12 protein-coding genes and 1 tRNA gene are annotated in these 13,338 nt (G+C 42.5%); 6 read left to right on the plus strand and 7 right to left on the minus strand.

What is annotated here, in order from left to right; translation table 11 throughout:
• Positions 1-1,461 (minus strand): SLBB domain-containing protein, encoded by a 1,461-nt coding sequence (locus PL11201_RS18835; protein WP_079680432.1) that lies wholly within the window; start codon positions 1,459-1,461, stop codon positions 1-3.
• A gap of 164 nt (positions 1,462-1,625) precedes the next feature.
• Here PL11201_RS18835 and PL11201_RS18840 point away from each other — a divergent pair.
• Positions 1,626-1,697, plus strand: a tRNA-Val gene (locus PL11201_RS18840).
• An 89-nt stretch (positions 1,698-1,786) separates the two neighbouring features.
• The gene (locus tag PL11201_RS18845; protein WP_079680433.1) at positions 1,787-5,551 is read left to right on the plus strand and encodes a hydantoinase B/oxoprolinase family protein; all 3,765 of its coding nucleotides are present in this window, start codon (positions 1,787-1,789) and stop codon (positions 5,549-5,551) included.
• Positions 5,552-5,585: 34 nt separating this feature from the next.
• Here the strand turns inward: PL11201_RS18845 and PL11201_RS18850 are convergent, their stop codons facing one another.
• The 6 genes from PL11201_RS18850 to PL11201_RS18875 all read right to left on the minus strand — a co-directional run bounded on the left by PL11201_RS18850 (position 5,586) and on the right by PL11201_RS18875 (position 10,969).
• Positions 5,586-6,020: an ATP-binding protein gene (locus PL11201_RS18850; RefSeq protein ID WP_079680434.1), complete on the minus strand. Its 435-nt coding sequence runs from the start codon at positions 6,018-6,020 to the stop codon at positions 5,586-5,588.
• A gap of 7 nt (positions 6,021-6,027) precedes the next feature.
• Positions 6,028-7,032 carry a sugar transferase gene (locus PL11201_RS18855; protein WP_079680435.1) on the minus strand — a complete coding sequence of 335 codons (1,005 nt, stop codon included), beginning with the start codon at positions 7,030-7,032 and terminating at the stop codon, positions 6,028-6,030.
• A gap of 159 nt (positions 7,033-7,191) precedes the next feature.
• Positions 7,192-8,187, minus strand: a complete 996-nt coding sequence (gene fmt, locus PL11201_RS18860) for a methionyl-tRNA formyltransferase (protein WP_079680436.1) — start codon at positions 8,185-8,187, stop codon at positions 7,192-7,194.
• 194 nt (positions 8,188-8,381) lie between these two features.
• The gene (locus PL11201_RS18865) at positions 8,382-9,272 is read right to left on the minus strand and encodes an OmpA family protein (protein ID WP_079680437.1); all 891 of its coding nucleotides are present in this window, start codon (positions 9,270-9,272) and stop codon (positions 8,382-8,384) included.
• 12 nt (positions 9,273-9,284) lie between these two features.
• Positions 9,285-10,367: a DUF4335 domain-containing protein gene (locus PL11201_RS18870; RefSeq protein ID WP_079680438.1), complete on the minus strand. Its 1,083-nt coding sequence runs from the start codon at positions 10,365-10,367 to the stop codon at positions 9,285-9,287.
• Positions 10,364-10,969, minus strand: a complete 606-nt coding sequence (locus PL11201_RS18875) for a DUF3038 domain-containing protein (protein ID WP_079680439.1) — start codon at positions 10,967-10,969, stop codon at positions 10,364-10,366. Before PL11201_RS18875 ends, PL11201_RS18870 begins: the two co-directional genes overlap by 4 nt.
• 357 nt (positions 10,970-11,326) lie before the next feature.
• Between PL11201_RS18875 and PL11201_RS18880 the strand changes: the two genes are divergently transcribed.
• The 4 genes from PL11201_RS18880 (at position 11,327) to PL11201_RS18895 (ending at position 13,203) form a co-directional block, all read left to right on the plus strand.
• Positions 11,327-11,848, plus strand: a complete 522-nt coding sequence (locus PL11201_RS18880; protein WP_079680440.1) for a pentapeptide repeat-containing protein — start codon at positions 11,327-11,329, stop codon at positions 11,846-11,848.
• 18 nt (positions 11,849-11,866) lie between these two features.
• Entirely contained in the window at positions 11,867-12,181 is a 315-nt protein-coding gene (locus PL11201_RS18885) for a hypothetical protein (RefSeq protein WP_079680441.1), read from the plus strand.
• Positions 12,182-12,240: 59 nt separating this feature from the next.
• Entirely contained in the window at positions 12,241-12,588 is a 348-nt protein-coding gene (locus PL11201_RS18890; RefSeq protein ID WP_079680442.1) for a YtxH domain-containing protein, read from the plus strand.
• 75 nt (positions 12,589-12,663) lie between these two features.
• Positions 12,664-13,203 (plus strand): DUF948 domain-containing protein, encoded by a 540-nt coding sequence (locus tag PL11201_RS18895; protein ID WP_234996771.1) that lies wholly within the window; start codon positions 12,664-12,666, stop codon positions 13,201-13,203.
• Positions 13,204-13,338: the final 135 nt, after the last annotated feature.

The following is a 13,338-nucleotide window of genomic DNA, read 5'->3' on the forward strand; positions in this document are numbered from 1 at the left end:
CTACTTATTTGACCTAGTTGGAATTACATCACTAAATAATCGGTACAATGTGAAGGCATTCTGAATCGGTTGCAATAACGAAGAACCGCTATCACCCAATCTAGTTATCAAAGACCGACGAACAATAATCACATCATTATTCTGTAATACAGGATTATTCTCCTGGGCATTCCCCAATGTAAAATCTATATCAATTGTTCTTCGAGTTACTGAACCATTAGGATTCAGACGAATCAGTTCAACGGAACTTTTATTAGCACGGTTGTTATCAAACCCGCCCGCCGATAGTAGGGCTTGATTCAAAGGACGATTAGGGGGAATTTGAATCACACCGGGATTTTTGACCTCCCCGACCACATTCACCGAAATGGTGGCGGGTGAGAAACTGGCGGAAGCAATTTTTTGTAAATCGACCGCGGCAATATTAGTAGCCGTCGGGACAATTATAGTATCCCCTTCTTGTAAAAATACATCTTGGTTGATATCTCCCGATTGCAACAGTTCCCAAAGATTGATTTTTGTGGTTTGTACCCCGGTTCTGGTGATGCGTTGGATTTCAATATGGCGAATATCAGCTACATTGGTAATCCCTCCGGCTGTTTGTAACGCCTTGGTGACCGTGGGTAAATTAATTCTAGTTACTGTTGTGGTGGTTCCAGAAATGGTAGTATCGATTGCACTCGCTTCTGGAGTTAACGAATAAGCTCCCGGACGAAAGACCGCCCCGACAACTACCACCTGAATCGATTGGTTGGAAGACCCGGCTAAACTAGAAGAAGCGATTTGGCGCATTTGTTCTGAGTTAAAACCTGTTATCGTGGGAATAAAAATACTGTCTCCATCCCGGAGAATCGGATCTTGCTTTAAGTCTCCCTGAGCTAATAATTCCGCTAAATTTAAAGTAACAACGGGTTGTTGTGGGGTAGTCCGTCGGAGTTGAACTAAACTTAAATCCGCCGCTTGAGTTAGACCTCCAGCGATTTTGATTGCTTGGGTTAGTCGAGCAAATTGTTGATCTACTCCTAGATTATAGGAACCGGGACGATAAACTTCACCAGCAATGGCAATCTGTACAGGACGAGGTGTAACTAGATTAACCGTAACAATCGGTTGTCGGAGTATTGTTGAATAGAGTCGAGTAATCAATTTTTGAGTTTCCACCAGAGTCAAACCCACCACCGGGACAGGCCCAATCCCTTGAAGACTAATGGTTCCATCGGCAAGAACCGATTGTTCGCCCCCGTATCGCTCTACGCCAAAAACATCCACGCGAATTTTATCCCCCACTCCTAAAACATAGGGAAAATCTCGAACTGGGTTTCTTAACACGGGTTGCCGTCTGGGTAGGAGAGGACGAATTAGAGGAGCGGTTTGGGCTTTAACCGGGAAGGCGGAAATCAGGGGAACTCCTACAAGCAAAGTTAGGTGAGTCAAAAAATAACTAACATAGCGAACAAACATAAAATTATCAGAGGTTATCCACCAAAGTCCTTATTAATATATTCTAGCTAACAATTCTCAACCCTTCAAAATCCAGACAACAGAATAACTTGCTTGATCAGGAGGGATTTGGGATGGGGGGATTGACAATCTGTAAAAAGCTGTGTTAAACTAAGAAAGCGTGCGGGCGATTAGCACAGTGGTAGCGCACTTCCTTCACACGGAAGGGGTCGTGGGTTCAAATCCCGCATCGCCCATTCAAACTGTACAGTAACTAAATCTGAAGCCATCGGGCTTTTCCGGCTTCATTATTGGAATAAAAAGTAACAATTGTAGTTTTGATATAGTGGTAAACTGCACGCCAAAAAAAAACACTACAAAATATCAATTTTGGATTGACCGAGGCGGCACCTTTACCGATATTGTTGCCCGTCAACCCGATGGCAGATTAATCACCCATAAATTATTATCAGAAAATCCACAACACTATTCTGATGCTGTCATTCAAGGGATACGAGAAATTTTAGGATTATCCCCCCATCAACCCATTCCTAGTGAGTTGATTTCTGAGGTCAAAATGGGAACCACCGTCGCCACCAATGCCTTATTAGAAAGAAAAGGCGATCGCACGCTATTAATTATAACAAAAGGCTTCAAAGATGCGTTAAGAATCGGCTATCAAAATCGCCCCGATATTTTTGCCCGTCAAATTATATTACCCGAAATGCTCTATGAACAAGTTATCGAAGTCGAAGAACGTTATACCGCCCAAGGAGATGAATTAAAACCCGTTAATTTAGACCAATTAAAACCCCAATTAGAACAAGTTTATCAAACCGGAATTAGAAGTTGTGCCATTGTCTTAATGCACGGTTATCGCTATCCTCAACACGAACAACAAATCGCAGCTTTAGCCCAAGAAATCGGCTTTACTCAAATTTCCGTATCCCATCAAGTTAGTCCGTTAATGAAATTAGTCAGCCGAGGAGATACCACCGTTGTTGATGCTTATTTATCTCCCATTTTAAGGCGATATATTGATCAAGTTACCACTCAATTAAATTGTCATCCTCCCTTAGTAAAGGAAGGAGGAATAAAAGAAGAATTAGAGTTAGAAATTATTGAAAATATCAATAACTCCAACTCCCCCATTTTTAAGGGGGGCTGGGGGGTATCAAACCCCATCAAATTAATGTTTATGCAATCCAATGGCGGCTTAACCAATGCTCAAAAATTCCAGGGAAAAGATAGTATATTATCAGGGCCAGCCGGAGGAATTATTGGCGCAGTTCAAACCAGTTTAAAAGCCGGATTTGATTCTATTATTACTTTCGATATGGGTGGAACTTCTACCGATGTTGCCCATTTTAATGGCGAATATGAACGACAATTTGAAACCGAAATAGCTGGGGTGAGAATGCGAACGCCGATGATGGCTATTCACACCGTCGCCGCCGGAGGCGGTTCAATTTTAAGGTTTGACGGGTCACGATATCGAGTGGGGCCAGAGTCCGCCGGAGCTAATCCTGGGCCGGCTTGTTATCGCAATAACGGGCTATTAACGGTTACGGATGCTAACGTGATGTTAGGAAAAATTCAGCCCCAATTCTTCCCGAAAGTATTCGGAAAAAATGGCAATTTACCCTTAGATACTGAAATTGTTCAACAAAAATTTAGGGAATTAGCACTAGAAATTAAAAGCCAAACGGGAGATAACCGCACCCCCGAAGAAGTCGCCACTGGATTTATTACCATTGCGGTTGAAAATATGGCAAATGCTATTAAAAAAATATCCCTACAACGGGGTTATGATATTTCTAACTATACCCTTTGTTGTTTTGGTGGGGCGGGCGGTCAACACGCTTGTTTAATTGCGGATACCTTGGGCATGAAACAGATTTTTATTCATCCCTACGCAGGGGTTTTATCGGCTTATGGAATGGGGCTGGCTGATATCAGAATATTACGAGAAAAAGCCATGGAAAAACCCTTAACAGAATGTTTGATTTTCGAGTTAGAACAGATTTTTTCAGATTTAGAAACTGAGGCAAAAACAGAATTAGAAAATCCAGATTCAAAAACAGAGATAATTCTGAAACTCAATCTCAAATATGAGGGGACAGATTCCATATTACCCATTCGTTTTATCGGTAATTTGTCTAATTTAACCCAAAAATTTGAACAACAGCATCAAACCCGTTATGGATTTATTAAACCGGAAAAAGCCTTAATTGTTGAATCAATAACTACGGAAATTATTCAAAAAATGGATACCTTTGAAGAACCGATATTAAACCGAACTAATCAGTCTCTCACCCCCATTACTGTTGTTCCCATGTATACCCAGAATGAATGGCAACAAACCCCTATTTTTAATCGAAGTGATTTACAACCTGGAGATATTATTCATGGCCCAGCGATGATTATAGAATCCATCGGCACGAATATTATTGAACCGGGTTGGCAAGGGGAGATAACTGAAAAAAATTATTTGGTTTTAAAACAAACTAATTCTATTAAACCTCCCTTAGTCAGAGGAGATGGGGGAATAAAAGCTGACCCTGTAAAATTAGAAATCTTTAAAAATCTATTTCAATTTATCGCCGAACAAATGGGAATCACCCTGCAAAATACCGCTAGTTCTGTTAATATTAAAGAACGTCTTGATTTCTCCTGTGCAATTTTTGATCAAAACGGTCAATTAGTTGCTAATGCACCCCATATTCCCGTCCATTTGGGGTCAATGGGTGACAGTATTGAAAGTTTAATTGCTGCAAAAGGTGAAAGTCTCAAACCCGGGGATGTTTATTTATTAAATAATCCCTATAATGGGGGAACCCATTTACCGGATGTTACGGTTATAACTCCGGTTTTTACCCCCCCCTTAGTAAAGGGAGGAAATAGACAGGAACAGACTATTTTATTTTATGTCGCTTCAAGGGGACATCAAGCGGATATTGGGGGAATAACACCGGGTTCTATGCCTCCTAATAGTACAAATATTCAAGAAGAAGGAATTTTAATTGATAATGTTCAATTGGTTAAAGAAGGTAATTTTTTAGAAACAGAACTCTTAAATTTGTTAACATCTGGAAACTATCCTGCCCGAAATCTGGCTACCAATATTGCCGATTTACAAGCTCAAATTGCTGCCAATGGAAAAGGCGTTCAAGAACTTCTCAAAATGGTTGAATATTATAGTTTAAATACCGTTCAAACCTATATGCAATATGTTCAGGATAATGCAGAAGCATCGGTGCGTCGAGCAATTGATGTATTAACCGATGGTGAATTTAGTTATAAAATGGATAACGGGGGAATGATTAAAGTTAATATTAAAATCGATAAAAATAACCGCAGGGCAATTATAGATTTTACGGGAACTTCTCCCCAACTTCCAACTAATTTTAATGCCCCAAAATCCATTTGTAAAGCTGCCGTTTTATATGTATTTAGAACCTTGGTTAATGACAATATTCCCTTAAATGCCGGATGTTTGAAACCTTTAGAAATTATCATTCCTGAAGGTTGTTTTTTAAACCCCCGTTATCCAGCGGCGGTCGTGGCGGGAAATGTGGAAACCTCCCAAGCCATTGTTGATGCTCTATATGGGGCATTAAACGTGATGTCAGCCTCTCAAGGAACGATGAATAACTTCACCTTTGGAAATCAAAATTATCAATATTATGAAACCATTTGTGGCGGTTCAGGTGCCGGAATTAATTATCATGGAACCGATGCAGTTCATACCCACATGACGAACTCCCGTTTAACTGACCCGGAAGTATTAGAATGGCGTTATCCAGTATTATTAGAAGAATTTAGTATTCGAGAAAATAGTGGGGGTTTAGGAAAATTTAAAGGCGGAAATGGCATCATTAGAAAAGTTAAATTCCTAGAACCCATGACCGCCGGAATTCTATCAGAACATCGAATCATTCCTCCTTTTGGATTAAATGGCGGACAACCTGGGTTAGTGGGTAAAAATTATATTATCCGTAGTAATGGAACAATAGAACAATTAACTAGTACCGCCACCGTCGCAATGAATGTCAACGATATTTTTGTCATTGAAACCCCTGGGGGTGGAGGATATGGTCATCATAATTAACCCAAACAAATCCTATGACATTCGTAATTCGTAATTAAATCTGTTTTTTCATCACTAAACAATTGCGCTGATCGTCTAACCGTATATAATGAAGTTCATCCATTAATTTAGACATAAAAATCAATCCTCTCCCACCTTCATGTTCCAAGGGGTCGGCGTGCATTTTAATTAAAGACTCCAGGGTTTTTTCTAAGTCAAAGGGTTCCCCCCTGTCCCAAATTTTTATTTCAATCCAGGGGGAAAATATCCTAACTTCTAACTCAATGGGTGTTGTTTCGGGTAAGGCGCAATGAGCATGACGGACAGCGTTAGTAAATCCCTCCGTCAAAGCAATTTGACACTGATGAAAAATATCCGAAGGAAGAAAATCCAAGGCAATGTTTTCAAACCAAATCAACACATCCTCTAGGGAGGTTAAAGTGGTTTTGACCTGAAGATTTGATTGTGCCAGTAGTGCTGAATTAATCATCAATTCTCTACATAGCACCGCTATTTCTATTAAATACAACTATGATAGTTTTGACAATCAACTTCATGTCATACATCAGACTCCAATTTTCCTGATACTTCAAATCTAAACGAATAATATCCTCAAAATTTTTCACCTGAGAACGACCATTAACCTGCCATTCCCCGGTCATCCCGGGTTTAACATCTAAGCGTTGCCATTGAGGAACTTCATAACGTTCTACCTCATCAGGTGTCGGTGGACGAGTTCCCACCAGACTCATTTCTCCAGTTAAAACATTCCAAAATTGTGGGAGTTCATCCAAACTGGTTCGCCGCAAAAACCGACCGACTTTGGTAATTCGAGGGTCATTATCATTCTTAAAAATAGCTCCTTTTGCTTGATTCGGAATTTTATCTTTTAAGGCTTCCGCATTCGTACACATAGACCGGAACTTCCAAATCCGAAATCGTTTTCCCATCCAACCGCAACGCACCTGACCAAAAAAAATTGGCCCTGGACTATCTAAACGAATCGCAATAATAATTGGAACCGCTAATACCGATGAAATACTTAAACCAACAATAGCACCCGTTATATCAATTAATCGCTTCACCCAAGACCGCACAGAAGGATGAGTCACAGGGAGACGATTTTCCCCTCTGATTTTATCCTTGAGTTTATCGTCTTCACTCGGAGGTTCAATGGTTAATACTTGGTCAAGGGAAGTGAGGGAAAAAACCCCCATCACCTGAGAACCAACGGATTTTAAAACCAACTCAATCCCTTTGGCTTTTGTGGTTTTCAGGTTACTAATCAGCGCCCCAATGCCACTACTATCAATAAATATAGTCAGACCAAAATCAAGAATGATTTTTTTGGGCGGAGGAGTCAGGGAAATTACATCCTGACAAGTCGTTTTGAAAGAAACTGCTTCTAAAACACTCAAGCGTTCGGGTAAGCGAACAGAGACAATATCTCCTGCTAGGATAATTTGAAATTTTTCTTCTGGAATTTGACCAACCCTCTCCATAATTTGCTGGGTAGTTGTTGTTAATTTTGCTGCTCTGTTTTAATCATACTCAAAGGACAACGAGAAAAGGCGTTGATTCAGTACGAAAAGTCGGACTAATCCTTTTCTGTTATGACAATAGCACCCTAAATTCCCATTATTTTTATTTCCAAGATGATTCTAACCTAAAATTTCCCCCACCGCCAGACGGGTTCCATTCACAAAATCCCAAGCGGACTGCATCCGTTTGCCCGCCAATTGGACTTGGGTGAGTAATAATAATCCCTCACCTGTTTGTATTACTATCCCAAAACGTTTAATCAGGGCGACTACCTCTCCCGGTTGTCGGTGAAAGTTGGATAAATTCGGCCATTGTTGTGATAAATTCTGGTATTCCGGGGGAAATTGAGGGAGATATTCCGGTGCTAAAGGAACCGTAGCACAAACTTTTAAGGGTTTTTCTTGAAATGATGTTATACAGTTGGGATAAAATCCGCGAATTTGGTTATGTAAAGCGATCGCCGATCGATTCCAGTCTAAACGATAATCGTCATCTTTGATTAAGGGAGCATAGGTCGCCAGGGAATTATCTTGAGGAATGGCCCGAATTTCTCCTCGGTCTAATTTGATTAAGGTTTCTACTAATAAATCCGCCCCCAATTGGGCTAACCGTTGTCCTAAATCCGTGGCATTTTCTAATAGTCCAATGGGTGTTACCGCCTTTAATAACATCGGCCCGGTATCCATCCCCGCATCCATCAACATGGAGGTGATTCCCGTTTCGGTTTCCCCGTGATACAAACACCATTGAATCGGAGCCGCGCCGCGATATTTGGGGAGAATAGAGCCATGACCATTCACACATCCCAACCGAGGCATCTCCAGAATTTCTGGGGACAAAATTTGTCCATAGGCTACGACCACAAAAACATCCGCCTGAGCCTCTCGCAATAGTTTTAAGGTGTTTTGATCTTTTTTCACCCGTTTGGGTTGCCAAACCGATAATTCATGGGTCTGAGCCAACATTTTAACTGGAGAAGGGGTTAATTGACTGCCCCGACCTCGGCGTTTATCCGGTTGAGTCACCACCGCCAAAACTTCAAATTCAGGGTCGGCTAATAATTTTTCTAAACTCGGAACTGCAAATTCAGGCGTACCAAAAAAAACTATTTTCATTTGAGGGAAAAGGGAATGGGGAATTACGAATTACGAATGGGTAATGAATTTATGGGGGATTTATTCGTCAATTAATTAACTCTTACACTGATAACTGGTACGGGCGGGTTCTTTTATATCTGTTGTTAATCACCTCAATCTCGATGAACCCGCCCCTACAACTGATAACTGATAACTGATGACTGATAACTGATTTATGGCGTAATTGCTACTTCAATTCGACGGTTCAGTTGTCGATTATTTTCAGAATTATTATCAACCGTGGGACGATTTGCCCCGTATCCAATTGCCGCCCAGTGATAGTCTGTACCAATCGCCTCGGATAAATATTTCATCACCGCTTCTGCCCGACTAAAAGATAAATCTAAATTCTGTTGAGGACTGCCTTGATTGTCCGTATGACCCATGACCCTAACAGCAGAACCCTTATAGGTTTTAATATCGGCAAGAATCGTATCTAAAATCACGTTCGCCCCTGGACGCAAAATGGTACTACCCACATCAAACAAAACATCACTGGGAAAAGTCACCACCAGGGTATCAGAACTTTGACGACGTTCAGGCGTGGCTGAAATAGCCCCAGGAGCAGGTTTATTACTCCCTGAACCTGAAATCGGAGGTGCAGAAGCCAATTGCTGTTCCAGAATTTGTAAACGCTCCTCCAGGGGTTCCGTGGGACGACTGGCTCCCAATTGACTTTCTACCGCCGCTGTCCGTCCAATCAAGGTATTCAACTGTCCCTGTAACTGCTGTAACTGTATCCGCAGTTGTTGACGTTGGGGGTCAGTTAACCGTTGACTGGGTGCGGGAATCGGTTGAGGAGCCGGAGGACTAACCATCGGTGGAGGGACTATTCCCTGGGAACCCCAATTCTGAACCCGATTGAGCAACTGCTGCGTCAACGGCACCTCAGAACTCGAATTCGGATAGACCTGAGCCACGGCCATTCCCACCAACCAAGCGATGGAGGAACCCACCCCCAAAAGTAGGAGGTTAAACACCGTCGCCCCCAGAAATAATAGGCCTCGAAATCGGCGAGGGGAGGGCTGGGGCTTGGTGGGGCGGGGTTTTGCAGATTGGGTCATCAGTTGGTCTCCTTAATTGGAGGCGGGGGTTTTGGGGGAAGTTTGAGGACTCGCCTCGGTGTTACTCGGTAAATTACTCACCTCTAAATTCCCATCAGGATTAAACGTTACCTGAAAATTGGCCAAAGGCTCATTGATTTGACGACTTCCTACAGGTTTATACAATAAATCGGGTAGGGGTGTTTGTTTTGTTTCCGTTCCTGGTTCCGGGTTCAAAGACTTATAACCCACTATTGCCCCATCTTTAGCCACGCTCACCCGATAGATCAAGGGAGTTTTCACCGATGCTGTCGGTATCCAGGCCTTGATCAACTTTTCACTTAATTGAGCTTTTAAATCCTGAAGTTCTTGGGGATTGGTAATCGGGGGAGGACTGGAAAGATTAGGGGGTAAAGGTTGCGGTACGGTTGTTTGGGGGGAAGACCCTTGGGGGGGAGTATTGGTTGGTGTAGGAACCGTTGAGCTTTGGGTTTGCGGTTGCAGTTTCGGGTCTTCGGGTCGTTTAATATCGGGAATCGGCAACGCAAATAGAGCCAAGGCCGTTAGTGCTAGACTCGATATCCCAATTGCTGCCGGGACAGCCCTTTGAACAATAGGCTGTTCTGGTTTGAGATACCGTTTAGACAGGGGCTGTAACTGGATAGACAGTTCGGGCAAGGTCTGGCTATCGGCCAAAAATTGATCCACCGCTTCGATGAGATCAAATAATTGTACCGTGGTTAAATTGACCTGCACAGGTGGCGGAGCTAAGGGGGATTCATCCGAGGAATGTTCCTGGGGAGGTTGATGAACCGTTAACTGGTGTAGCTCTCCCGCAATGGGGTGTAATGCGACTAGCTCCGACTGCTGACGGAAGGATTCCGGGGCGCTTAGTCCACTTAGGAACCCTTGAACATAGCGACTCACCTGTCGGACTAAACTTTCAAAAAACTCCCGTCCTCCGGTGATGGGCTGGGGATGACCGACAAAATGACATTCTGCATTCATCAGAACATTTAAACTGGCCCGTCCATCGGATTTACCATCACTTCCGGTGTTGTAACCCTGCAAAATTAGTTTGCAGTTCGGTAAACTATATTGACGTTCAATCGTCATGAGACTTCTCCATCAAACAAACTGATCCAAAATCGCTGCATTCCAGCCGTCCCTGTACAAAAGAGAAGTTTCTCTAATAAACGTATCCCTAGCTCATTTAACTTTTCATCAGAACTATAAGCCATCACCAACGCCCGCCGGGAATTCATCCGACTGCGGAAATGCGCCCGAAATTGGGTTAAGTAGTTAGACAATTGTAAATGTCGTTCAATGGGAATTTGTTTTTGGGTTAGGGTCTCATAATCCATAAGTAACTGCCGAATTTTGGCCGTTAACCGTCTTCCCAGGTTAGAGATAATCACGACTAAGGCTTTGGCTTCCAACAGACTCAGCACCCGACGCTGGCTAAATCGGCGTAACGGATTGGTACTGCGGAGTCGCCACAATTCTACCCGATTGGGGATAACCGTTTGTAAATCCAGTTCTGAGATCACGACCAGCATATATTCTGCTCCCCCCAGATACAGGGCTTCAATCGCCAGTAACATTAAATCAATTTCTACTCGGGCGCGACGTGGGCATCCTTTTTCACCAAACGGTAGATCGGGTAAACTGTCCAATATAATTGGAATTGACTGACTTTGGGACTGTTCTAACTGCATTACACTCACAGCAATATTAATGTCAACACATTAACGGTTATCGGAATATTTAGGGAATATACAACGATGCCATAATAACCTTCGTTATCTCCATCGCTTGAGTACACAATTTTCTAGTGTACGATTTTTCAGACATCTGTTCCCCTGCTTCAATTTTACCCCCCTTCCCCCGAATCGCTGAATTATTGCGGCCATGACCTGCGACCTACGATAGAAACAAAAAAAATTGTTAACACAGCATGGCTATTTCTGACTAGGTTTTAAAGTAAACAGAGGTTAGGCAAAAATATTTTCCCTGTTTTTCCAACTCCCTCAATCTTAGAGGTGGTTTTGGTTTCGTTGCTTAATATATAAGAAATGCAGAAGATTAGTTCAAAGGAATTGCTCGCTTTATACAGCGAGGGTAAACGGGACTTTGGCGCCATTGATTTAAGTGAGTCCGATCTATTTGAAGCCAACTTGGAGGAGATTGGCTTGGCGGGTAGTAATTTAAACCGGATTTATATGCCCTATTCCAACCTCAGCTACGCTAATTTACAGAAAACCCAAATTCAGGAGGCTCAACTGGGGGATACGCAACTTTATCAAGTGGATTTATCCGAATCGAATTTACAAGGAAGTACCCTGTCTCGATGCAACCTTGGCTATGCTGATTTGAGGGGTGCTAATTTAAGCCATTGTAATCTCCAAGGCGCGGATTTATCGGGTGCTAATCTAAGGTCAGCTGACCTCAGACATACGGATTTGAGTAATGCGAATTTGGAAAATGCCAAGTTAACAAATGCCCAATTAGCAGGATGCAATTTATTTCGAGCTAAAATGGCAAATTTATCCGATGCAAACTGTGATCAGACCACTATCGGGCCAGATGGATATTAAACAGTTATCCCTAGAAAAATGGTGATTATCGTTATTGTCATTAATATTTTCATTTCTCTGCTGTGTTTATCTCTGGCGAGAAAAATCTGGATGTTGACATTAACCATTAATCGTTTGGAAAAAAGGTTAATCCTGATGGAACAACGCACCCGTTTTGTTCTGGAGAAAGCCCCAAATTTTATTAATTCTGGACAACGGGGCAGTTATCAACTCCGGCAAAACTATCATCAATTTCAGGTCAAACTACAACAACTTCAACAAGCTCTGGGACTCATTTCCTTAGCGGTTAAGTTCTGGCCAAAAGGAGGAAAACCCAGAAAATCAAATCTCTAGGAACAAAATTGTTTACAATGGATAGAGTCCGTGGATGGAATGGGTATTGCGGTTTTTATATGTCAAATCAACGGTTAGGACGGTTTTTAGGGGGTTTAGTCTTGGGGTCGGTGGTCGGTACGGTAGTCGGTTTACTGGTAGCCCCTCGTTCGGGAAAAGAAACTAGACAGTTACTTAAAAAATCAGCCGAGGCTTTACCTGAACTGGCGGAGGATCTATCCACGAATGTTCAGATACAGGCCAATCGACTTTCGGGGTCAGCCTTACGCAATTGGGATGAAACCCTGATTCGTCTCAAAGAGGCGGTTTCGGCTGGATTAGAAGCGAGTCAACAACAACAAACCCTTTATCATTCTGAAGCCCAAAACCCTCTCCCTGAGTCCTCAAAAACCACAGGGGAACGCTAGGGATCGGGGATTTTTCCTGAAAATCGCTATACTAATGGGGACGGACAAAAATATTTTGTTGTTAATGGAAATTAAGTGACTGAACCTTTGTTTTGGCTTGGACTGTCACTGTTTTTTGTTGCAGTCAGCCTTACTGCTGTTGTGATTGCTGCTTTACCTGCTTTGCAAGCTATTGCAAGGGCGGCTCGGAGTGTGGAAAAATTGGCGGATACTCTCTCCCGTGAATTTCCTCCAACTTTGGAATCGATTCGGCTAACCGGGTTGGAAATTACTGAATTGACGGAGGATGTTAGCGAGGGGGTACAAAGTGCGAGTCAAGTGGTTAAACAAGTCGATCAAGGGTTAGATAGTGCTAGACTGCAAGCGAGAAAATTGCAATCTACCACGGGTGGTATTTTTACCGGAATTCGAGTGGCTTGGAAAACCTTTACTCGCAAACCTTCTACTTCTGAATTGCAACGCCGATCAGCCAATCGTCTGCCAGGAAATAGCAGAAGTTCCCATCAGTTACGAGAACGAAATCTTCAGCGCTTGGAACTTTATTCGGATACTAATTTTGAGTTAGAAGATGAAGATTCAGACGAAAGTTATCATTCTTTGAATCAAAGAGATTAGGGATTTATAGCAAATTTAAATTAATTGGACTTACTATAGCAAGTCTAATTTAATTGTACAAAAGGTGTGTAGGGGCGAGGCGCGCCTCGCCCCTACGATTATTTGGATTCCCCATTCCCCATTCCCCATTCCCCA

Origin of the sequence: Planktothrix sp. PCC 11201 (assembly GCF_900009135.1) — a bacterium.
In the GTDB taxonomy this organism is placed as follows: domain Bacteria; phylum Cyanobacteriota; class Cyanobacteriia; order Cyanobacteriales; family Microcoleaceae; genus Planktothrix.

Bases quoted from the DNA above. Each gene is read 5' to 3' on its own strand.
- PL11201_RS18835 (WP_079680432.1), bottom strand. From the start codon at position 1,461: ATGTTTGTTCGCTATGTTAGTTATTTTTTGACTCACCTAACTTTGCTT.
- PL11201_RS18850 (WP_079680434.1), bottom strand. From the start codon at position 6,020: ATGATTAATTCAGCACTACTGGCACAATCAAATCTTCAGGTCAAAACC.
- PL11201_RS18855 (WP_079680435.1), bottom strand. From the start codon at position 7,032: ATGGAGAGGGTTGGTCAAATTCCAGAAGAAAAATTTCAAATTATCCTA.
- fmt (WP_079680436.1), bottom strand. From the start codon at position 8,187: ATGAAAATAGTTTTTTTTGGTACGCCTGAATTTGCAGTTCCGAGTTTA.
- PL11201_RS18865 (WP_079680437.1), bottom strand. From the start codon at position 9,272: ATGACCCAATCTGCAAAACCCCGCCCCACCAAGCCCCAGCCCTCCCCT.
- PL11201_RS18870 (WP_079680438.1), bottom strand. From the start codon at position 10,367: ATGACGATTGAACGTCAATATAGTTTACCGAACTGCAAACTAATTTTG.
- PL11201_RS18875 (WP_079680439.1), bottom strand. From the start codon at position 10,969: ATGCAGTTAGAACAGTCCCAAAGTCAGTCAATTCCAATTATATTGGAC.
- PL11201_RS18880 (WP_079680440.1), top strand. From the start codon at position 11,327: ATGCAGAAGATTAGTTCAAAGGAATTGCTCGCTTTATACAGCGAGGGT.
- PL11201_RS18885 (WP_079680441.1), top strand. From the start codon at position 11,867: ATGGTGATTATCGTTATTGTCATTAATATTTTCATTTCTCTGCTGTGT.
- PL11201_RS18890 (WP_079680442.1), top strand. From the start codon at position 12,241: ATGTCAAATCAACGGTTAGGACGGTTTTTAGGGGGTTTAGTCTTGGGG.